This window comes from Leptospira andrefontaineae, assembly GCF_004770105.1.
Lineage (GTDB): Bacteria > Spirochaetota > Leptospiria > Leptospirales > Leptospiraceae > Leptospira_B > Leptospira_B andrefontaineae.
Genome location: NZ_RQEY01000010.1, coordinates 158,756 through 181,935, shown reverse-complemented (window position 1 = coordinate 181,935; position 23,180 = coordinate 158,756). Strand labels below are relative to the sequence as shown.

General features: G+C 40.5%; 13 protein-coding genes. 10 read left to right on the top strand and 3 right to left on the bottom strand.

The annotated features are described in order from the left end of the window. Positions 1-15 precede the first annotated feature (15 nt). A complete protein-coding gene (locus EHO65_RS05615; RefSeq protein ID WP_135773165.1) occupies positions 16-2,370 on the top strand; it encodes a patatin-like phospholipase family protein in 2,355 nt (784 codons plus the stop codon). A 96-nt stretch (positions 2,371-2,466) separates the two neighbouring features. After that, positions 2,467-4,449, top strand: a complete 1,983-nt coding sequence (locus EHO65_RS05610) for an HD family phosphohydrolase (RefSeq protein WP_135773164.1) — start codon at positions 2,467-2,469, stop codon at positions 4,447-4,449. A 2-nt stretch (positions 4,450-4,451) separates the two neighbouring features. Here EHO65_RS05610 and murD read toward each other — a convergent pair whose 3' ends face one another. Continuing rightward, complete coding sequence (gene murD / locus EHO65_RS05605) at positions 4,452-5,801, bottom strand: UDP-N-acetylmuramoyl-L-alanine--D-glutamate ligase (RefSeq protein WP_135773163.1); 1,350 nt, start codon at positions 5,799-5,801, stop codon at positions 4,452-4,454. Positions 5,802-5,874: 73 nt separating this feature from the next. On the opposite strand from murD, the gene EHO65_RS05600 reads away from it, so the two are divergent. The 6 genes from EHO65_RS05600 (at position 5,875) to EHO65_RS05575 (ending at position 18,809) form a co-directional block, all read left to right on the top strand. Then, the gene (locus EHO65_RS05600) at positions 5,875-6,213 is read left to right on the top strand and encodes an STAS domain-containing protein (RefSeq protein WP_008596972.1); all 339 of its coding nucleotides are present in this window, start codon (positions 5,875-5,877) and stop codon (positions 6,211-6,213) included. Between the two features lie 3 nt (positions 6,214-6,216). Next, positions 6,217-6,969 carry a beta/alpha barrel domain-containing protein gene (locus tag EHO65_RS05595; RefSeq protein ID WP_135773162.1) on the top strand — a complete coding sequence of 251 codons (753 nt, stop codon included), beginning with the start codon at positions 6,217-6,219 and terminating at the stop codon, positions 6,967-6,969. Between the two features lie 196 nt (positions 6,970-7,165). After that, positions 7,166-8,236: a TMEM43 family protein gene (locus tag EHO65_RS05590; RefSeq protein ID WP_135773161.1), complete on the top strand. Its 1,071-nt coding sequence runs from the start codon at positions 7,166-7,168 to the stop codon at positions 8,234-8,236. A 424-nt stretch (positions 8,237-8,660) separates the two neighbouring features. Beyond that, positions 8,661-12,308: a hypothetical protein gene (locus tag EHO65_RS05585; protein WP_425269327.1), complete on the top strand. Its 3,648-nt coding sequence runs from the start codon at positions 8,661-8,663 to the stop codon at positions 12,306-12,308. A 32-nt stretch (positions 12,309-12,340) separates the two neighbouring features. Further along, the gene (locus EHO65_RS05580; protein ID WP_135773159.1) at positions 12,341-15,439 is read left to right on the top strand and encodes an Ig-like domain-containing domain; all 3,099 of its coding nucleotides are present in this window, start codon (positions 12,341-12,343) and stop codon (positions 15,437-15,439) included. Positions 15,440-15,668: 229 nt separating this feature from the next. Next, positions 15,669-18,809 carry an Ig-like domain-containing domain gene (locus tag EHO65_RS05575; RefSeq protein WP_135773158.1) on the top strand — a complete coding sequence of 1,047 codons (3,141 nt, stop codon included), beginning with the start codon at positions 15,669-15,671 and terminating at the stop codon, positions 18,807-18,809. A 61-nt stretch (positions 18,810-18,870) separates the two neighbouring features. On the opposite strand, the gene EHO65_RS05570 is transcribed toward EHO65_RS05575, so the two are convergent. Next, on the bottom strand, positions 18,871-19,605 hold the full coding sequence (locus EHO65_RS05570) for a FecR family protein (protein ID WP_135773157.1): 735 nt from the start codon (positions 19,603-19,605) through the stop codon (positions 18,871-18,873). Positions 19,606-19,615: 10 nt separating this feature from the next. Continuing rightward, positions 19,616-21,058 carry a hypothetical protein gene (locus EHO65_RS05565; protein ID WP_135773156.1) on the bottom strand — a complete coding sequence of 481 codons (1,443 nt, stop codon included), beginning with the start codon at positions 21,056-21,058 and terminating at the stop codon, positions 19,616-19,618. 305 nt (positions 21,059-21,363) lie between these two features. On the opposite strand from EHO65_RS05565, the gene EHO65_RS05555 reads away from it, so the two are divergent. Both EHO65_RS05555 and EHO65_RS05550 read left to right on the top strand, forming a co-directional pair. Then, positions 21,364-22,329, top strand: coding sequence for a sensor histidine kinase (locus EHO65_RS05555; RefSeq protein ID WP_135773154.1), 966 nt, complete (start codon positions 21,364-21,366; stop codon positions 22,327-22,329). Continuing rightward, on the top strand, positions 22,326-23,066 hold the full coding sequence (locus tag EHO65_RS05550) for a LytR/AlgR family response regulator transcription factor (protein ID WP_135773153.1): 741 nt from the start codon (positions 22,326-22,328) through the stop codon (positions 23,064-23,066). The genes EHO65_RS05555 and EHO65_RS05550 overlap by 4 nt, the downstream gene beginning before the upstream one ends. Positions 23,067-23,180 lie beyond the last annotated feature (114 nt).

Here is a 23,180-nt window from a genome sequence, read left to right as displayed (position 1 = left end):
CTAGAGACTAAAACCGTGAGAGAAAAAAAGAAAAAAGTCGGAACAAAAAACAAATCCGAAGCAAAGAATAATAGATTTGGATCTATATTTTCATCTAACCAGGAATTGTTCCGGGATTGGGATCCGGAGGAGACTTCTTCTTTTGCGGGACTTTTCGAATATAAATCCGTAAACTCTGGCACAGTTTTAATATCTTCCGAAAAATCTTCAGCCTGGTTCTATTTTCTTTTAGAAGGAAAATGTGAGGAATTCACTAAGGCTTCTTCGGGAGAAGAGCTAATGGTCCGAAGCCTAGGGGCCGGTTCTCATTTTGGAGAGGCCGGATTTTTCCATTGGAAAGAAGGGAAGTTCGGAGTAAGAACTGAAACTGACTCCAAACTTTTAAGGATCAGTACTAAGAACTGGCATAAATGGGAAACCGAACATCCTGAAACTTCTAAACGTTGGAAGGAAAGATTAGAAACCAAAAGATTTTTTAGGATGGCTTCTTATGAGCCTAGTCATAAAGAACTTTTAGGATTTATTTCTAATCTAGAATTATTATTTCATATAGATCGAAAAAAAATAGGGGAATTGACTCCTTATTTGAGATGGTTGTATGTTCCGGGCGGAGAAAGGTTGATGCTCCAAGGAGAACCTGGAAATTCACTTTTTGTAATATTATCCGGAAGATTTAGATACAGTGTTTCCGACGACCAAGGAAATATCACCGGCGAAGGAGAATTTGCAAAAGGAGATATCATCGGAGAGATGTCTTTACTTACAGGGGAGCCTCGTTCCGCTTCTGTGTATGCTGTACGTTCTTCCCAGGTAATCCAAATTTCCAGGAACGGATTCAGGAAATTTATCTCTGAATCTCCAGAGGCTTTATTTCATGTGACTGAAACAATCGCCAGAAGATTGGGACAAAGAAATAAAGAATCTTCTCGCTTTGGTAGAAAAGTCCATACGATCGCATTGGTCCCGATCACAGAAGGTTTTCCGCTCAGACATTTTTCAAATGAACTTTCTAAATCCTTAAAATCATTTGGTTCTACACTTCCTGTAAATGAGGAAAAACTTTCTAAATTCTTAAAAGATAAGAAGATCTATCAGAAAAATGGAATGAGATTCGGGATTCCTGATATTCTTTCTTGGTTCGGGGGACTAGAGAAGGAATACGATAACGTTGTATTCGAAGTGGGCCCTTCTGGAGATGCACTTTGGACGGAAGCGAGTCTTAGACAGGCTGACCGTATCCTTCTTCTTGCCGAAACTGGAAGGCCTATATTAAAAAACTCTTATTCTTGGAATTTGCTCCAAGGTGAAAGCCTGGGCGAAACCACGAAAGAATCCGTAATTTATTTGGAAGATTCTTATAATCGTTGGGAAGAACTAGAAAATACTCTTCATGAATTGCCAGGCCAAAAACTTATTTTGAGAAAGAATAGAGCAGGGGAATTTGATCGTATCGCAAGAAGATTAGAAAGTAGATCCGTAGGAGTTGCTCTTTCCGGTGGAGGAGCGAAAGGTTTTGCACATTTAGGATTACTCAGATCCTTAACCGAAGCTGGTATACCGATAGATCTGATCGGAGGAACTAGCTCAGGCTCTATCATGGCCGGCTTATTTGCTATGGGGTATGGATTCGATGAATCTCTCAGATTGATCAAAGAAGTTTGGATAGAAGCAAAACTTACAAGAGATTATACTCTTCCATTCGTATCTATTCTGAGAGGCGCAAGATATTCCAGAGCTATCAAAGAATTTTTCGGCAACAGAAAGATAGAAACTCTGCTGATCCCATTTTTAGCCGTAGCATGCGATCTTACGAATTCGAAACCGAAAGTATTCGAAGAAGGAGAAGTTTGGAAGGCGATCAGGGCGAGTACCTCAATACCTGGGATTTTTCCTCCGTTCTTTACTGACGGTGCTTTGTATGTGGATGGAGGACTTTGGGATAATCTCCCTGGATCTCTAGTGAGAAGAAAAGGTGCAGATGTTTTAGTCTCTGTTGATTTAGGTGCAGGTTCACAACCGAATAAGGACCAAACTTACGGATTACTCGTTGAGTCAAGATTTCCTGGAGAAGGACCTTCTGCCTTAAAACTTTTGGGAAATCAGTTTATGAAAAAGGAAGATAGATATTCCTTCCCTCATATAGGTGAGTTGTTCATGAGATCCATGTTATTATCCAGTCGAAATAATCTTCTTAAAACAAAAGAAAATTCTGATATATTCGTCGAATTACCGGTAAGAGATTTTTCTACATTCGATTGGGATGATTACAAAAGATTATATGAGATAGGTTATGAACATTCTCAAAAATTTGTAAAGGATTGGTCCAAGATCATTAAAGATAAAGTATATTCCGAAAGAAAGACGAATTAAGCCAAACGGCCGTTTTTCGAAAGAATATCCAGGGCCAAAACTTGAAAAAAACTCCTTTTCACGATTTTAAAAGATGCTTAGGATGGGATAATCAGGATGGAATCCAAGTTTAAGCAATATATCGTAACGGATTCCGCTATTCTTGCTGGAAGACTTTCGATCCTCCGTACTAAGATGACGGCTGAGCTGATCAATCTGAAAGACTTTTTCGAGTCTAGTGAGATCAGAGACACTCCACAATTCGTAGACATTTTATTTTATATCTCCGACAAAACATTAGAGTCGGAGCACAGTAAGATCAGAGAACAACTCAAGAATAATCCCCTGATCTTGGCCAGGTTTATTTTGAATGCGGATCTTGGCTACGAAGGTTATAAAAATACCGAAATTGAAGATGATCTGATTTTCGGAATATTACCTGAGGTCACTTCCGATCTCCATCTTTCTAAAACGTTTGTAAACGGATTTCTCCATCTGCATATGATCACTGATCAGTTTGATCTATTGCATAAGATCAATACTGCAAAATATGAGATCAATCGACTGACCAGAATTGGTATTAGTTTAGCAAATGAGAAAGATTTTGATAAACTTCTTAGAGAGATCTTGTATAGCGCAAGAGAGATCTGTAACGCTGACTCCGGTTCCTTGTATTTGGTAGAACAAGATGATATAGGTTTTGTTCGAAATTTACGTTTTAAAATTTCCGCATTGAGTATCGATACGGAGGAGTTTATTCTTCCGATCAATAAGTCCAGCATTGCAGGTTATGTTGCAGAAACGGGTAAGGTTTTGAACATACAAGATGTTTATGATCTGCCTGAGGATGCCGAATTCTCCTTCAATAGTAATTTTGATATATTATCGAATTATCATACAAAATCCATGCTCGTTGTTCCTATGAAAGGTCATAGGGGAGATGTAGTAGGTGTTCTTCAGCTTATTAATCGCAAAAGGAATTTTAGCCAAAAATTAACTGTTGAACAAATGAAAGGGGAAGAAATCCAACCTTTCGACGATTATTCCAGTCAATTAGTGCTCGGAGTTGCAGGACAAGCTGCAGTCGCCATACAAAATAATTATCTCTTAAGAGAGATTGAAACATTATTCGAAGGATTTGTAACTGCATCAGTAAATGCGATTGAAGCCAGGGACCCAACCACAAGTGGTCACTCTTTTAGAGTCGCAGTATTAACTGTAGGACTCGCAGAAACCTTAGATCGAGTTGATTTCGGAAAATATAAGGAAACAAAATTTTCCAAAGAACAGCTGAAAGAGATCAGGTATGCTTCTCTACTCCATGATTTTGGAAAAGTAGGAGTGAGAGAAAAAGTTTTGGTAAAAGCCAAAAAATTAGAAGATCTAGAGATCAGTTTGATCGACTGGAGATTCCGCTACTTAAAGAAAGATTTTGAATCTAAATTGAACTTAAGAAAAGTGGAATATTTAAAAAAACATGGGCCCGCAGGATATTCCGATTTTGAAAAAGCGATAGAGTTCGAGTTTAACGAAGAATGTAAAAGACTCACCTCTATGTTCCAAATTATCAGCCAGAGTAACGAACCTTCTATTTTAGAAGAGGCGAATTCTCAGTTCTTAGAAGAGATCGCTAAGATGCAATATATCACCACAGAAGGAGAAAATGTAGGACTCATCTCTCCTTACGAGTTTGGATTTTTAACCATCAAAAAAGGTTCTTTAGATTTTGATGAAAGAAAAGAGATCGAATCCCATGTGGAGCATACATTCCAATTTTTGAGTAAGATCCCTTGGACAAACGATCTTAAAATGGTGCCTACGATTGCACATGCTCACCACGAAAAATTAAATGGAACAGGATATCCAAGAGGACTTTCCGGAGAAGATATCCCTATCCAATCCAGGATCATGACCATCTCGGATATATTCGATGCTCTAACGGATCAGGATAGACCTTATAAGAAAGCGGTTCCAGTAGATAGAGCCTTGGACATTTTAGAAATGGAAGCCAAGGAAAATCATTTGGACGGGGATCTATTAAAAGTATTCGTAGAATCCAAGGTCTGGGAAAAATTAAACCACCAAGGACATATTAAATAAATCTAAGGTTCTTCTCTGGACCAATCGGAGACAAGTTTCAGAAAATGTTCTCCTCTTTCTTCAAAATTTTTATATAGATCGAAACTTGCGCAAGCAGGCGAAAATACTACAGACGATACTCTTGCTCTTCCTGAACGTACTGCAGTTTTGATCTGAGAAAAACCTTCTTCTAAATTATCCGCTACGATCAAATGAGAACCTAAAATAGGAGAGATCACCGGAGCCCAGGTTTCTCTCGCTTCTCCTATTAATAAGACCCAACCGATACCTGAGGCCAAAAATTCTTTCAGAGGTTCCAGAGGTTCTGCTTTAGGTCTTCCTCCCAAGATCAGGAATGTACCCTTCTTATCCTTCCAGGTACTTAAACCTGCGAGCATACTATGAAGATTAGTGGATTTGGAATCATTGATAAATGAAATACCCGCCGCTTTACCAGCATGCTGGAAACGATGAGGAAGACCTTTAAATGTACCGATCAAGTTTTGTATATGTTCCGGTTTTGCACCTATCGATTCAGAGGCTAAGATAGACGCGGCCAGATTATCTAAATTATGGCCTCCAGGAAGAGGAAATCTTTTTGTGTCATAAACAGCGTTTGCGGTTTTGATTGTCCTTTCTTCTTCCGAGATGATTGCGTCGTTTCCTGATTCTCTACCGAATACTAAAATTTTGCAGGACCATCCTAATTTCTGAATCCTTTCTTTAAAAAGTTTGGAACTAGTCACAAGAGTATGACGAGGATTAGTGTTGTCTACGATCCGAGTTTTGGCTGCAAAATAATTGTCCAAACTTTTATGCCTTTCTAAATGATCGGAAGCAAGATTTAATATTACAGATACGTTAAGTTCCAATGGACCAGAATCTTCTAACTGATAACTGGAAAGTTCCAGCACGGAAAGTGGGACCGGTTTTAGACAGAAATCGCTGAATGCCAAACCGATATTTCCTCCGGCAGTCGCTCCAGGAAAATCGGCAGAAACTAAATGTGTAGTAAGGGATGTGGTTGTGGATTTTCCATCCGTCCCAGTAACTCCGATCAATTTTCCGGAATAGAACGCTCTCGCTAATTCCACTTCGGAAACTACCGGGATCGCGAGAGAATTCGCTTGGGAAATTACGGAATGAGAAGGAGAAATTCCCGGACTTTTTACGATAAGTGCGATTGGAAGAAGGTCCGCTAAAATTACATCTTCGCCTACGAAAGTTACATCTAAATCTGGAAGGGGTACCGAATTACAAAGAACAGCATTCGCCTGTCTCTCTTTCAAGAGTCGGAGAGCCGCCATGCCGGAAACTCCCCCGCCGAGAACCAGGACTCTTTGGCCTAATAAGGAGGTAGGAAAATTCTTCATCTTGGGGAACTTGGTTGACAGGCTATTTTTTGCATCGAGAATTGTCTCTAAATTATCGCTAGGGTAGGTTCCTTTGCTCGATCATAAGGTACAGGACGGAGTTCTAATAGTTTACCTCAAGGGACGTTTGGACGTTTCCATTGCAAACGAGGTGGAAGAAAATCTGAACGATCTAATTGATAACCAAGGACATACCAGGGTTATTCTGAACATGCAAGACGTAGACTATATGTCTTCATCTGGATTCAGGGCTTGCATTTCTACACTTAGAAAATTGAACGCAAAAGAAGGTGGTCTCAAAATTTGTGGGATCAAACCGGCGGTCAAAAGAATTTTCGATGTGATCGAATTAACCTCTCTATTTGATATCCGCGAAACTGAGGACGAAGCGCTTCGAACTTTTCGTGCATAACCGATGATGGCGTTACATCGGGTTCTCCAAGAAATCGTAGAAGAAAAAAAAAGGGAAATTGAAACCATTCCCGAATATAGGCCTGCTCCATATTCTGGAGTAGGTTTGTGGCAATCGCTTCGTTCCCGTAAATTTTCAATCATCTCAGAATGTAAAAAAATGAGTCCTTCTGCCGGGATAATCCGGCAAGAATATGATGCTGTATCCATCGCAAAAACGTATTCAGAATGTGGTGCTACTGCGATCTCTGTCCTCACCGATAAAAAATTTTTCGGCGGGTCTCTGGAAGATCTCAAAAATGTTTCTTCTCAGGTGAATTTACCTATATTAAGAAAAGATTTTATAATAGATTCAAAACAAGTTGCGGAAGCTCGAGAATTCGGAGCAGCTGCAATTCTACTCATCGTCCGCATCCTCACACCTGAAAAACTCTCGGAACTCATTAAAGAAGCTAAAAAGTATAATATGGATGTTCTCACTGAGATCCATACGGAAGAAGAAGCTATAATCGCAACAAAAGCAGGTGCAAATATTGTTGGGATCAATACTCGAGACTTGGATGATTTCAGCATTCATCAGGATCTGGTCCCTAAGGTAGCTTCTAAACTTTCTCCTAATATAGTGAAAGTAGGAGAATCCGGTGTAAAGAGTAAGGCAGACTTGGATGAATTTCGTCCCCATGTGGATGCCGCACTTATCGGGACTTATTTTATGGAAAAAGCGGATATCCGCAAAGCTTGGTTGGAACTCTTCTAAAATAACGCTTCGGTCACTTCGTGACTTCCACTTCGCATCGCTGCCGCTAAGATCTAATATAAGACTTTTTTCTAAAACGTACGTTTGGAGAACTGACCTTCTTCTTTTCCGATTGGAAAAAAGATATTGCCTAACGAATTGTGTGGAATGTAAAATGCCCTTTCGTCTTTTTTAAGGCCAGTTGGGAGGTTTTTTCATGGCGTTTGAAGAATCAGGGGAAGGTTCGAGCATATTCGGATCGATCGGTGACTCGTTCAAAGGAATGTTGACTGGAGTAGTATTATTCCCACTTTCCTTATTTTTGATATATCAAGTAGAAACTTGCGAACAAGCAAGCGCGGCTCTAAAAGGTGCATTACCGGCAGCTGATGCAAAACCGGGGATTGCATCTTACGTTACCGGTAAGTTAAGCGCTGATGCTTTGGGTGGAGAGTTCGTAAAACCTGGAAAATATATTTCCTATTCTCAATCTTCCGAAGTATATGCTTGGGAAGAGACCGTTGACGAAGATTCTAAAACCAAAAAGAAAACATACGATTGCAAATTGGATTGGATCTCTTCTCCAAAAAATCCTAAAAATTTTAAAGATCCTGCATGTAAGTCTAAACCTTTCTACCAAGCTACGGTAGATGATAGAAGTGACGTTGCTTCTGATGGGAAAGTAAAAACGGATGATGGTAAAACATATAGCGTGAATTTGACCAAAGTAGATCTTACTTCTGCTGTGCCTTCTATTCATCCCGAATCAGCGGAGTTAACCAAAGGAATTGCTGAAGGAGATCATATCTACTTATCTCAAAAATGTGCGAGCGACCAAAGTGATGGTTGTGAAAGGATCAGTGTATCCTTAGTTCCGATTCCGGATGAAAGTATGACTTTTGTGGGAGCCGTGAGCGGAAACTCAATCGGTCAATTTACCAGTGAAGAAGGTAATAAATTTTTAAATGCATCCGTGGGTGATTTCCAAACCACTATGAAGGACATCCAAAGCGATGATAATACTAAAAAATGGCTGATGAGGCTAGGTTGTTTTATCGCGATGTGGGTAAGTTTTAATCTTCTGGCAGGACCATTACTTTCTCTTTTAAGTTTTGTTCCACTTGTGGGAGAATTAGGAAAAGCTGCACTTTCTATCGTTTTCGGAGTAGTGGCATTTGTGATTACTGCTGTTACCATTCTTCTTGTGAAGTTCTGGTATATTTGGTTGATATTGGGACTTGCTGCGATCGGTTACGCTATCTATAAAAAGAAAGCGGCAACAGCATAGTTTACATATTCAAAATGTAATAAAGAAAAGGCCGGGAATTTCTCGGCCTTTTTTATTTTTCCTGGTTTCTGAAATCAGGTATTGTCAATAAAAACTTTCCAAAAAATTAACGTGCGTTCATTCGAAACCTAGATTAAATCATGCTTTAGAACATGATTTTAAGTGGAATTCTGAGAAAATAAGAGACGTATAAGACAGTTAAAAATAACGTACGTTATCCCAAAAATCATCAATTATAGTGAAAAAAGTCCTTGTCTATACCGTTATAGTATGTACCAGTATAGCGATCGATACACGATTCGAACAATTGATATAAAAAAAGATTGAAGGTTTTTTGGAACCACGGTATAAATAGAAGCCGTTCTGGTTCTAAAAAATAACAATTGTTCAAAAAAGCGAACATGGACCCAGAGAGGTTTAAGGGATGAAGATGCTGCCAATAGGAGAAATCACCAGGGGAAAATTTCGCCTTCTTGATTTTAAGAAAAATATAATTTTCATTTCTCTTATATTCTCATTATCCGGGGCTTGCTCTCATGCGGGAACGGACAAGAACGGAATTTCTCAATTCTCAGATAATACCGACGACTACCAAGGTGTTTCTTTATTCAGTTTTTTGAATCCTTATCCGGTGGTGAAGAGTTTTTTTACCAATATGGACCCGGTTGGCTTCAATGACGCCTTGGGTGATGCGCTCTCCCAAGCGCCAAGAACAGATAATTTAGGTACAATTCGCGCATTAGAATCCGCAATGTTGCAGAGTAGAACTAGTGTTCAAACTCTTTCTTTGGGTCTTGCGGACATGATCGAAAAGATGCAAACTTCGAATCCTGCCGCATATTCTTCTATCCAGCCGGTTTTTGAAAAGATACGTCATTATAATAAACCTGTGGTTCGCAATCTCATGCCTCTTGGCGCGAATCAACTTTTAATAGAATATAATACTAAAACTGCGAATCAAGTCGCGACCTCCATACACGATACCGCTGATCTTCTTGTAGATCCGGACACTGTGGACAATCTTCATGATATAGAAGATTTTCTTTATAAAGGATTACGCAAAAATACCACATTCCGCACGGGAGTGGAGAATCTATTAGGAGGATTTTTTGCTCCTTCTCTCCTTACGGATCGTTCTTTAAAAGAAGGATTTATTTCTCTCGTTTATGATTTCGGCGAGATGATGTATAAGGCTGCCGGGTTCGCGGACCAGATGACTCCTCAAACCTCATTTAAGAATTTTATAATAAACGCTGAGAACTTCTTCACCGTAAATACTACTTCTCCTGCAGAGCCAACTGCTAACGAATATTCGACGAACGCGGCTTATAATAATCCAGGTGGTACTTTAAAACCTGCTGAATTGAGAACGATGTTACGAGATTTGTTCGTAACGATTAAGGGATTAATTTTTGCTCAGGGAGATGTAACTGTAAACGTTCTGAAAGAGACCGCTAAGAATGCATACTTACTCGACTTTATGCGTAATTCTTCCGGTTCCAGCCAGACATTCAAAGATCTTCTGCAATTAGATGGTGACGGACGAAATCGCCAGACGGATGTGGAAAGTCGCCCTCTTTCATCTCTTGAGACACTATTCATTGTTCTTACACTTGCAGATAATTACGGTTATAGATGGAATCCGGTTGATTCCGGAAATAGCAGCACAACTCAAGTTGTTAATAATGCATTAACTGATACCGGCCCAGTAACAACCGGTGGTGAGCTGACCTTAGGTGATGCAATGTTTAGTATGGGGTCAGCGATTGGAACCGGTGATTCATTCAATTTTAAGAATATTACTGAATTAAGCCGCACAAGTTCGAAGGTATTTAGAGACGGATCGGTATACAGAATAGGTTTCAATACTAGGGTTCTATCTATTTTAGAAGCCGCTTCCAGAGGAGAGACTCTTCCGATTACGGATACTTCTACAGGTGGCGCTGTAATGAACGAATCCCAATTTGACAAACTTTATAATAAGACAGTTCCATGGATGTTGGATTGGATCGTTAAAGTTACCTTAGAAGGATATGGTCCTTATTATAGCCAAACTGATGGTGGCGGGCAACCTATTGCGCCGAACGGAAATCTCTTACAATACCAGCCTAGTTGGAATACTTCCAAATATTATATTCAAATTGATCCGGGAACGGGCGGAGAAAGAAGAATTTATCTTGGGGGAGTGGATCAAACTGCCGCTTCTGCCGTATTAACTAATAAAGGATTCTATTCTCTAACCGAAACAGTTCCTGCTCCAGTCTTAGTAGCAAGTGCAGAAGAAGCGTTCTATAAAAATTTACAGTGGCTACTATACGAAAAAAGATTCGTAGCAGTTCTTCCTGTTAGGGCTAAGTTAGCTGCTACAGTTACTTACCAAGAAGCATTATTTATCACAGCGATCGGAAATGGGATCATGGGAATGATGAACCTAAGCCCGAATTGTGGTCCGTTAAAAGATGATTGCACAAACTTCAATGGGTTTTGGAAGAAGAAGGGAACTCCACTTAAGTCTTTTGATTCAAATACTCAAGCGGGACCTTGGGTAGTTCAAGATACGAATCTTCAGGATCTATCCAATGAACCTGCTGATTCGGCTTTCTTGGTGGAAGGATGGGGTTACGGTCTAGCAGGTAACGAAGGTTTCCAAGTTACTGCAGTATATTCTGCTTTGTTCCCTCTTTTAATTCCAGATCCAGCTACTGTGTATGGAATGATTCCTCCCGTAATATCTCAAAATGCGGGTGTGATCAAGCAGCTTGGTTTCTTGGGGACGACAGATACTCCTCCTTCTCAAGTAAATACTAACTGGAATAAAAGAAATCGTTTAACTCCTTTCATAGTCGCATTGGCTAAAGCATTGGGTGATGATGCTAAAATCCCTGCGAATAGAACTGCAGGAAAAAATCCTTATAAACTTTTTACAGGACTTGCTGAAATCTTTTCACGACCATATGTTTTTTTTGGCCAGGATGAAACTGCAAGATTGGGAGACAATCTTCCTGCAAAACCGAGCTTTATTCAAATTCGAACTGTAGGAATTGCCTCAGGATTGAGAAATCCCGCAGCTACTCCTGTTGAATACAAAGCTTCTAAAAATTACAGAAGTCTTCTCAGTGTTTTGATAGAAGGTACATCTACACCAACAAGCACTGATCGCAACCGTATGACCGACGGTCCTTTGGATCTATTAAGTAAAACTGATATTCTTTCCGGACTCATCAAGTTCACCACAAATCTTGGAGATCCTGCAAAGGCAGATGCTCTGGGAAAGGTGATGGATGGTCTATCCGGCATCTTGGGCCAAACAAAACTTTGGTCAGATTGTGGTGGAGAAGCGAATTTCCAAACAAACTGTCCGAACCAATTCGCTATCGATGAAGGGATTGATTGGTTAGTTTATCGTATAGCAGATAAATACGATGATCGCCCTCGAAATGATCTATATGCCCCAACCTGGGTAAAAGTAGATGATCTGGTCAGAAGGATCCGTGATTACGTTTCCAGATCTTCCGGATGGTCTTTAGTGAAATCTTTGGATTTCTTATTGGATCTCCTGTTGGATATCCAACTCACAGCGAGTGAAATTACAAATACTTTGGATCTAATTTCTTCTCTCTTCTATGTGGGAGATGATACTGACCCGAATAACACTGCTCTGGATACAAGAACTTATACTCTTTCCGATATTTTGACCACAAGTCTTCCTCCTGTTTTGGATTCTATGGCTCCTTATGGAAGGAACTTATACGCAACAGGTTATCAATTAGGTAAACCTGGAAGCTTCTTCAGTTTCTTAGAGAAGAATGCGAACATGTCTTCTCAATACACTGTAGAGGAACTATTCGAAAATACTAAAGTACTTCTGAGATCCGATATGATCCAAACTTCTCTTATGGATAACAGGGCATTCCTTTATTCTGCGGGGACATTGATCGGATTGTTCGGTGATATTTATGAAAGAGGTCGTCGTTTCTCCGGATCAGACGCCTTCTTCTATGACAATTGGAATAATGGACAGCCCACGTCGACGTACTGGGACGATATGAATGCGATATTCTCACTAAGATGAAAAATAGATATATAACGGGACTACCGACACAAATGAAGATGCAAACATTCAAAGGATTTTTACTTATCAGTTTCGCTGTGCTATTCGTATCTATTGGATGCGGGGCAGAAAAACAAGCGAGCCTTTCTGATTCAATCTTTGCAAGCCTCGGGATCGCTACTGATTCCGGAGGAAGCCTTCCTACTAGTGCGTCTTTAACTCCATATAAAGACACCGATGAACCTGCGACTCTTCCTGTGGATTTTGGAACTGCCGGGCCCCAAGCATTATTAAATTTATCTTCTACCGACCAAGTAGATCGTTATAAAAGTCTGGAGATTGTTTTCTCTGAGCCTATGACTCAATCTACAGTGAATGGTGATTTTGTTCTGAAGGAAAAAACCGGAACCTTATTGCCGGGGCCTGCTGCTGAAAAGGGCGGATCCTTTTATTGGAAATCTGGCGGTAGATTGATCTTTGACCCTTACAAAGAGTTGAAGCCGAATACTACGTATCAGCTAACTTTGACTAGTGCTTCTCAAGGTTTAGAAGGTGGAAATCTTCAACCTTATACAATAGAATTTACTACCGAGCCCGATTATCTGATCGGTGCTACGTTAAACGGAACAGCAGTTGGTCCTGCAAATTCTTCTAAGGACTTAACCTATACAGACGCTGCTCCTGGAACAATCGCGATGAACTTGAACGCAAGTTTTTCTTCTCCGATCAGCGGTACGAATGCCATCCAGACGATCAAACTGAAACATTTAAGCTCTACCGCGGAGCATGTGATCTGTGCCGCTCCTCCTTGCGATATGACCGTTCCTCTTGCTTCTTCTTTAAATCTGAATACCTTCTCCGGAGCAAAAGTGGGCTTAAAACCTTTCCAAGGTGGAAATGCTTATATCTTTGAGATCACTACTGCTAACGGTAAAGTATTCCGTAGATCATTCGGATTCAATTATGGAAAAGTAAATACTTCTCCATATGCTTTAATCACGAATGGTGCGGCAGTGATTGTGGATGAGACCCAGGCGTTAAAATTGTTCGGCCAAATTTTAGAGAGATTCGCTAAAAACGATTATAAGATCGTTAATAAATCTTTTTCAGATTTTTCGAATAATCCGAAGAGTACCGGGAAAAGAACTAGCCATTGTATCGATTATCATTCAGAGATCAATTTTATCCGTAGTTTCGGTGATTCTACAGACCCTGATAATGGAGACGGATATTGCGGAGCAGCAGGTGCAAATCCCGGAGCATTCGTAGGTAATGGATGTTTCTTAGGTTGTTCCGACTTCGATATGGACGTTTATATTACTGGGGTTAATATCCCTGCTATGACTGGAGCTGATCCTACGATCACTGCAGGTTTAAGTGTTCCTGCAAATAATAACCTGAAAGTGAATATTAACGGTCGTAAGGCGATCATCAATCTTGCTATCATCGCAAGAAACAGGAATGCTATCGGTATAGGACTTGTAGGCTCCGGTAGTAAGTTCTATTTCACTACTATCGCAGAAGTGAATTTAAATGAGACCGCAAGTCCTCGTGCCGCAGTAGCAAATACGAATACTATCGTGGATTCGAATGGGGAATTTAATATTGCAATTAAAACTCCATTAACAATAGCAGCCCTACCTGCAAATACCACTGCCGATAATTTTTATACAAAAGAATGGTCCGACCATTTACGTGTAAAAAACAATGCAGGAGATCTGGATTCCGTCGACTATGTGGATTCTACTTCCTGGGCAGCGGACCTTTTATCTTCCGTGACTGCTTCTATTGCGAACGGAATGGTTCCTGCTCTTAAACCTGCAATCACTCAATCCATGCTAAAAGACGTGATCCAAAAGGTTGCGCCTAACGCGTTGAATGCAGTTGTGACTTCTTTGGCGAACCCTGGTTTGGATGTTATCTTACCGGATTATCTTCCGACACCTCTCCAAAGTTTCCCTCTTTCCTTAAAATTGAAATTCCAAACGGATGTAGCTCCTACAGTTTCTGGAGCGAATAAAGGATTAGTTGGTTCTGCTTCTGTTGCTTTGGTAGCCAAGAATCCACTCATAAATACGGATCCGAATTATCACGGACACCAATTGGCTTCTGGTTTTGTGAGCACTCGCCCTGTTCCTAATGCAGATGCTTTGACCAAAACTTTCCCATTCTCTAAAAGTTCCACGAACCCTGGACTTCTTTTGACCCTGACTGCAGATACTGTTACTCAGGCCGCTTATAGCCTCTGGCAAAACGGTGCATTAAATTTAAGGATCAATAAACCTTTTATAGATTCGATCACAGCATATGCGGGTTCCGATCCTCTATTCCAGTTGACCCAAGAGTTGGTAAAAGTCGGAACTCTTCTGAATATTTTGGCTCCAGGTAGATCCACTTTAGTAGGTTTGAATCCAAGCGATTCTAGTAAGTTAATCCAAAATGTAAAACAGTCGGATGATGTGGATATTGATGTATATGCGATCCATGCTCCTAACGGTGAGTTTAAGTTTGGCGGAGCGAATTCAATTCCTGCATTAGTGGTGAACTTTACGGATTTGGAATTAAGAATTTATGGAAGAAGACCGAACGGAACTCAGATCGGGTATCCTACCTTAAGTTCGATAACCTGCTCTTCTGCGGCAGCGGATAATGCCGCAAACAGTTGTCGTTATCTTCTGAATACGGTGCGTGTAAGTATCAAAGGGGATGGGTCTTTCAATTTTATTCCATTTGTGAATCCGGATCCTACCGGAAAACCACAGTATAATAATTTGAACGCGATGAGTCTTGTGATCAAAAAAGACGAGAATAGTATGGCCTATACTCTGGATATTCTTGAAGGAAATTCTGTGAACCCATTCGGTCTGGATCCTAAGGGAATTTTTCAAGTAGTAGATCCATTGATCCGTTCATTGATCATTCCTTTAGTGAATAACGTATTACGCCAAGTGCCTTTGCCTAAATCTCTGAACGTTTCGGCTATTACGAATTTTTCTTCGGGTGCGGTATGTAATCTTCAGTCTACTACTGATAAATTGAAATTGATCACTATCCCGATCCCGAATACGGAACCTTATCCGTATCTATTCGGAGGTCTTCAGTTCCAAGGAGCTGCTGCTACAAATCCTGGAACCGTGGTGCAATGTCCTTAATAAGTTGTATAGATAGGAATAGAATAGGGTAGAGTATAGAAATATAATATTATAAAAATAGAATAAATTCCTAACCAAAGAGTTTTCTCCAAAATTGAAAATAAACTCTTAAGGGCCGGGCCGGTTTTTCGAAAGAAGAAGGTCCAGTCCGAGGTTGGATAGGCACTGACGGGTGCCGATTCCGGCCGAATTCGAAAGAAATCATGCGATTGAAGACTGGAGAAAAAAAATGGTTACCGGATTGGGTGAAAGAGATAGAATTTTTATTAAACGGACGGTTGTTATAACCTGTCTGACGCTCCCCCTTATGTTTTTGGGATGTAAGGATTCCGAAAAAGGGGGTGGAATGCTCGATTCCTTCCTTAGTTCTATTGGGATACCTATCGATGATGGAGGTTCTATCCCCGGGACTTCCAATAATATTAATTATACTGAAACGGATACACCTGCTACATTGCCTGTTGATTTCGGGACTGCAGGTCCTCAGGTCCTTCTTAATTTAGCTAGTCTCACCCAGGTAGATCGTTATAAAAGTTTAGAGATCGTTTTCTCCGAACCGATGGTTTCAAGCACGGTAAAGGCTGACTTTGTATTTACGGAAGATAACGGGACCCTTCTACCTGGACCTCCTACTGAAAAGGGAGGAACTTTCTATTGGAAATCCGGTGGAAGATTAGTATTCGATCCTTATCGGGAATTAAAAGCAAATACTACTTACAAGCTTACTTTGACCTCTGCTTCGAAAGGTTTGGAAGGTGGAAGTTTGCAACCTTATACGGTCAGCTTCATTACCGAGCCGGATTATTATATTACGATGTCCTTAAATGGTACTGGGGTAGGGCCGGCGAATTCACAAAAGGATCTGACTTACTTGGATGCAACTCCTGGTACAATTTCTATGAACCTGACTGCTAGTTTCTCCAATCCTAGTAATCCAAACCAAATCCAAACTATTAAATTAAAACATATGGGTTCCACTGCGGAACATATAATTTGTGCAGCTTCTCCTTGCGATATGACAGCACCTTTAGCTTCTTCATTGAACTTGAATGCTTTTTCTGGAGCAAAACTAGGACTAAAACCTTTCCAAGGTGGGAACGCTTACGAATTCCTTATCTCTACTGCCGATGGGAAAACCTTCCGTAGATCATTCGGATTCAATTATGGAAAAGTAAATTCTACTCCTTATGCTTTAATCTCCAATGCGTCTGCGGCTGTTTTTGATGAAGCACAAACTTTAAAGTTATTTTCCAATATTCTACAAAGATTTGCTCATGCGGATTTTAAGATCACAAATAAAACTTTTAACGATTTCTCCGGATCTCCAAAGACTACTGATGTCGCTCCTCTTAGAGATCCCGACGGGAATGGGAATTTTTCAGATAGAAGATGTATAGATTTTTGGTCTATCACTGCCAACGATTTCCCTATTTCTGTGAACTATGTGAAGACTTACGGGGATATGGCAGGTCAATTCGGGAACGGATATTGTGGGATCGCAGGAAATACCGGTGCATTCAATATTACTGCAAGCTTTCTCGGAAACCTTCCTATGTGGTTGGATGTTTATATCAATAATGTGGTAGTTCCTCCTTTAGCTCCTGATAATACTACGAATATTACAGATTCAATTTATGTCCAAGCGGATGGCGTAATGGGTGTAGACCTAAACGGAAAAAGATCCGTGATTGATATCACTACTATCGGATATTCTCATGATTGTACTGGTCTTGCTTGTTTGTTAGGAAATGACGATACATATGGATTCTCTACAACGGCTACTTTAAATCCGAACTCGCCATATACTTCTCGTTTGGCGAGAGCGAAAGCAAATGCAAGCTTCGATACTGCAGGTAAGATTGCAGTTACTATCAAAACTCCATATACACCTACGGACGGGATAAACGGGAACTTCTATGTTTCTGAATGGACCAATAATCTAAATGTAGCCGGAGTAAATTTACTCGCTGCTACGGACACATTAGGTTCATGGCTTTCTCCTATTACTGAAAGTGTGGCGAATAACGCGGTTCCTCAGGCGACACCATATATAACACAATCAATGCTGAGAGATATCGTGGAAAGGGTATCAGTGGAGGCAATGAATGCTGTATTAGTTTCTTTGAATAATCCAGGTTTGGATGTTACTTTGCCTGATTATTTGCCAGCACCCTTGAATAATTTCCCTTTATCTCTTAGATTGATGGCGCAAAATGATGCGATCGTTAAATCGGATGGTACGAACAAAGGGATTTTAACTTCTGCAAGTGTATCTTTGGTGGCAAAAACACCTCTTGCAAATACGGATCCGAATTATCATGGACATCAATTAGCTACCGGTTTTGTAAGCACTCGTCCAATTCCGACAGGATCAGCTATGACAAAAACATATCCATTCTCCAGAAGTAATGCAAATCCTGGCTTACTTCTTACTTTGAATGCGGATACTGTAACTCAAGCAGCTTATAGCCTCTGGCAAAATGGAGCCTTAAATTTAAGGATCAATAAACAATTTATAAATCAGATCAAGCAGTATGCAGGCTCAGATCCTCTTTTTGAGTTAACTCAAGAATTGGTGAAAGTTGGGACTTTGCTGAATATCTTATCGCCAGGTAGACCTTTGGTTGGATTAAAACCGAGCGACCCAACCAAATTTGTTCCGAATGTAAGTGCAATGGATGATGTGGACATAGATGTCTATGCTATACATGCTCCGAATGGTGAGTTCAAATTCGGGGGTACAAGTTCTCTTCCTACCTTGGTTGTGAACTTTACGGATTTAGAATTAAGAATATATGGAAGAAGACTTCCTGGAACCGATGTTGGCAACGGAAGTTCTGTGCCTTGTAGCGCAGCTGCGGCAGATAACGCTGCAAATAGTTGTCGTTATCTGTTGAATACAGTGAGAGTGAGTATAAAAGGGGATGGGTCTTTCAATTTTATTCCTTTTGTGAATCCGGATCCTACGGGAAAACCTCAATATAATAATTTGAATGCAATGAGTCTTGTAATCCGTAAGGATGAGGCCAGCATGTCTTATACAATGGACATTTTGGAAGGGCCTACATTTAATCCTTTTGGTCTGGACCCTAAGGGAATTTTCCAAGTGGTTGATCCTTTGATCCGTTCCTTGATCGTTCCTTTGGTAAATAACGTATTGAGACAAGTGCCTCTACCTAGTTCTTTAACTTTGGATGCGATTACGAATACAAGCTCTGGAAATAAATGTAATCTGCAATCCACTACGGATAAGTTGAGATTGGTAACTATACCTATCCCAAATTCGGAAGCTTATCCGTATCTGTTTGGTGGACTTCAGTTCCAAGGAGCATTTGCTTCAAATCCTGGAAATGCGATCACCTGCCCTTAGGATAAAAAAAGAGGCTCAGTTTCCTGAGCCTCTTATACATTCCAAAATTGTTCTAAAAGATTTACATTTTTCCTCCGCCGTAAGTCTCATCACTTGGAACGGAATCTTCCGGAGTCCAACCTTGAGGTGTATGGCAGGATAGGCAGTTCTTTAAGGAAATATTCTTTTTCATCAGGTCCTTGAATGGAGGAAGAGATTTGAATTTTACTATAATCCCCTCGTAAGAACTTCTTTTAGGTTCTTCTCCGCTACCAGGATAATAGCCACCATTTCCTTTTTCCTGCATGGTTCCGTCTTTTGGATCTCCTGTTCCATTCATCAATACCTTACCTTCACAAGTGCAGAAGGAAGAATCCTTGGTTTTATGGTCATGGAATGCGGAAAATGCAGTTCCTCTTACTCCAGCAGTGGTAGTAGGAGTGCTCACTTCTAATTTTTTACCTTTTAGATTTACTAGTTGGAACCAAGCAAATCCACTTTGTACTTCCAGTTTACCATCTTTGGATTCGTTGTATAGACTGGAAATTTTTAGTTTTGTATTTGGAAGGACTTTGAATTCGGAACCCTTATAGAGTAGGGTAGTTTTAGAAGCGTTTCCTGTAGAAACTATATCTCCTTCCGAAACTAGGTCCCCTTGTTTTAAAATGTTCCAACTTCCCTTGCCGCCTTTTTGTAATTGTACTTTTCCGATCAGGAAGGAAACTCTTGCGTCCTTCTCCTTATTTTCTTGGCTCACTAAAACCAAAGAACCGATGGAAAGCACTAAGCTTAAGATCATCCACACTCTTAGTTTCATAAATATCTCCTTAAAATTCGATGGTGGTCCAAAGAGTTAACTCTTTGTTCAGACGGCCGTAGGATACGATCCCGTTATTCGCACCGCCTTGGAATTGTTGTAAATACTCCGCTTTGGTCCTTTCGTTTCCTGACCCGTCCACATAAGATTGTTCTCTGTCTCCGTCCTTGTCCCTGTTTCTGGACTCTGTGTATCCGATAGAAACACGTAAAGAATCCGTAATATTCCATTCTGCGAATACGGAACCTCTCCTGAATGAAGAACGAACAGAATAACCGGAAGAATTCACCAGAGGTCCAATACTATTGGTTTGTATATTCCAATAGTCCGATTCTGGACTTCCAGGCACGATTTGGTTGATCTGAGTTCTGTTTGCGGCAAGCATTCCATCTCTTCCGCTCCCTCCTTCTAATCTACCTACGATCCGGAAATCTCCCCATCCTAATGACAACCAGGCGTAAGCGGCAGTTCCCGTGGAATCCAAACCGGGAGTTATTGCTCCGAATGGTTTGGAAACATCTCTGACTTCTCCGCCTTTTTGTTTTCTGAACACATATCCAAGTCCGAAGTTAAGAATTTTTTTACGATCAAAATTAGCTTCTACCGCATAAGAGTCACTTTCTAAGGAACGAACATCTTTTCTAAGGTTGGTAGAAGGATTATTATCCGAGGCAAGACATGCTGTTCCTTCCTTACAATCGGAAGAAGTGGAACCTGTTAAATTCGAGGATCTGTAAAAGAAATGAAGACCAATCCTATTCTCATCACCAATCTTGGGTTCATAAGAAAGTCTGGAAGAAAGGTCGAAACCGGTTGAGTCTGTGTTTTGGGTCTGTCTGTATCCTTCTCCGTTGGAAAGAATAACTTGAGCGGATAAAGTGTCCCATTTTCCGGTTCCACCTAATCCGATATCTGCGGGAGCAGGCGCAAATCCTAAACTTTCCAGAGGTCCTTTATCCACATATCTCCATCTCCAATAATTTTTCCATTGGGTGTATGTATGTGGGAGTTCCTGCATTCCGAACGTTAGTGAATATTCGCCGAGTCCAGTTTCCCAAGTTTTGCGAATAAGTGCTCTTCTAATCCCTAAAATATATGGATTCGATTTAGCTCCTCCATCCATTCTTGTATCCGCACTTACTTGCGCAGAACGTAATAATTCTCCCCATAGTTCCAGGTTAACCCCTGTTTCCTTAAATTCCTTATTAATGGTTAAAAGGGTCCAAGGAGTGGAGAAGCCAGGTTCTTCATTCTGATATGCGTTAGCAAGACCGGAACCTCCATCTCTCATTCTCTGGTTATAAGAAGGGGAGAGAATACCACCAATCTTCAAACCGTAAAAACCATCCGGTTCGTCTTTCTTAGTTGTAACTATTTCCTCTGCGGATAGATGTACGGATCCCATAATAAAACATGCTGCAGTGATCAGTTTTCGAATAGATGTCTTCTTCAAAGAGGTCCCCCTCGATTACTTACCGACAAAAGTCGTAAAGAAAAAATTTCGTTTAGATAAACCTATCCTGACTCTCTTGTCTACCAGACTTTGTATTTAACAAGCGGGTCGATCCGATTTCTGTAGTTTCTATTCGATTGGAATAAACGATACTTTCCCTGGAATAAGATTGTAAAAAGGGAATCGACGGGTTAAAAGAATACAGGATCACTGGAGTCGGAACCGGAAAAAATTTTTCGACCATTCTTTCTATGCGCACTTTTAAGATATTATTCTGGTTAACCATTAACACGGTCATCGGCACAATGAATTCGTTGTTAGTCGCTCATAATTCCAAGGCGCCTTTCTGGAAGGTGTTCTTGGCCACCCAGGTGACCACACATTGTGTATGCTCTATAGTGGAATTTTCAGTGGAATTCCTGAATCGGATGAACAGAGGTGCATTTTTCACCGGCGCTTTCCTGGTAGTCGCTTCTGCAATCGCTTCCGTCTTAGGAGTCGCGTCAGGCGGAATCATTCATGTATTATTATTAGCAGGGGAAGGAGTCGAAAGGCCACACGGAGGATCTTATAATATTCTATTAAGCAGTTTAATACTGGCACTTTTCATTTCCTTTTTGGAAAAATCCATGCAGATCCTGATAGAAAGAAGGAAGAAGATGGAAAGTGAGCTGAAAGATATCCAGTACAGGACCTTTCAGAATCGGATGGATCCTCATTATCTGTTTAATACTTTGAATACAATACATTCCTTACTTGTAACGGATCCTCAGAAAGCGGATAACGCCTTAATTTTACTTTCAGAAACGTATCGATTTTTATCGGATCGGATTTTTGAAAAAACAATCCCATTCTCGGAAGAATGGGACTTTACGGTAAACTATCTGGAATTGCAGAGAATACGATTTTCGGATTCTTTGACGATTAAGATCAAAAAAGTAGGGGACTTTTCTAGACTTCGGATACCACCTCTAACCTTACAACCATTAGTCGAAAATAGTTTTAAACATGGATTGGAAAATCGTTCCGAGGCAGGGATTTTAGAGATTAGCGCTTCCGAAAGTTTTGGAAGAATAAAAATAGAGATCAAAAATAATGGGAACGAAAAACAAGAACATCACTTGTTACCTGAATATAAAAAGTCCGAATTCTCTCGTACCTTAAATAATATAAAATCCAGGTTAGAGTATAATTTCGGAGAAGCGGAACTCAAATTAGAAAAAGATAAATTTGGAATCACCACATTAAGATTGGAATTCGCATCAAGATGAATAGCGTGCTATATAAGGTTTTAGTGATAGAGGATGAGGTCCCTGCCCGGGACCTTCTCCGCAAATTTTTGGAAAGTTGGCCCCAATTTGAAGTGGGCGGGATCGCAAGAACAGGATCTCAGGCAATTGACCTTCTCAAAAAAGAAAAATTCGATTTGGTATTCTTGGATATCAATCTTCCTGAAAAAACAGGTCTACAAGTTTTAGAAGAAATAGGTGAGAACCTTCCAGTATTGGTATTCACCACTGCTTATAGGGAGCATACACTTAAGGCATTTGAAGTGGGTGCTTGTGATTATCTGTTGAAGCCATACACTAAGGAAAGATTTTCCGCATGTATGGAAAGGGCACTTCATCATCTGCAGTTAAAATCGATTTCTAATGCAAGAGCAAGTGGCGAGCCTGATCCTGTATTCGTTTTCCGTGATGGAGGTTTGATCCATCGGGTTTTATATGCGGATCTATATTATCTCACCGCGAACGGAAAACGTTCTGTTCTTCATACCAAGGACGGAGATTATGAAACGGCTAAACTTCTTGGCGACCTGGAAAAAGAATTGCCTAAGACTGATTTTTTACGGATCCACAGGAAACATATGGTGAATCGTAATCTTGTCTCCGCTGCAAAATCGCAAGCGGGCGGCGCGTATACAATTTATCTGAAAGATGAGGATGAGACGAATCTACCTGTCGGAAGAGAATTCGTAGAAGGAGTGAAAGGGCTTTTCGGAAAGTGAGTGGGCGGTTCCTCGCTTCGCTCGGACCGGGCTACTACGGGCTTCGGTCCTTCGGACTTCCCCTGCGTATCCCTACCGCAGCACAGGTTTTTCACACAGAGGCGCGGAGTCTCA

Coding starts and splice junctions, on each gene's coding strand:
- EHO65_RS05590 (WP_135773161.1), top strand. CDS start 7,166: ATGGCGTTTGAAGAATCAGGGGAAGGTTCGAGCATATTCGGATCGATC.
- EHO65_RS05575 (WP_135773158.1), top strand. CDS start 15,669: ATGGTTACCGGATTGGGTGAAAGAGATAGAATTTTTATTAAACGGACG.
- murD (WP_135773163.1), bottom strand. CDS start 5,801: ATGAAGAATTTTCCTACCTCCTTATTAGGCCAAAGAGTCCTGGTTCTC.
- EHO65_RS05570 (WP_135773157.1), bottom strand. CDS start 19,605: ATGAAACTAAGAGTGTGGATGATCTTAAGCTTAGTGCTTTCCATCGGT.
- EHO65_RS05580 (WP_135773159.1), top strand. CDS start 12,341: ATGAAGATGCAAACATTCAAAGGATTTTTACTTATCAGTTTCGCTGTG.
- EHO65_RS05585 (WP_425269327.1), top strand. CDS start 8,661: ATGAAGATGCTGCCAATAGGAGAAATCACCAGGGGAAAATTTCGCCTT.
- EHO65_RS05550 (WP_135773153.1), top strand. CDS start 22,326: ATGAATAGCGTGCTATATAAGGTTTTAGTGATAGAGGATGAGGTCCCT.
- EHO65_RS05555 (WP_135773154.1), top strand. CDS start 21,364: ATGAATTCGTTGTTAGTCGCTCATAATTCCAAGGCGCCTTTCTGGAAG.
- EHO65_RS05595 (WP_135773162.1), top strand. CDS start 6,217: ATGATGGCGTTACATCGGGTTCTCCAAGAAATCGTAGAAGAAAAAAAA.
- EHO65_RS05610 (WP_135773164.1), top strand. CDS start 2,467: ATGGAATCCAAGTTTAAGCAATATATCGTAACGGATTCCGCTATTCTT.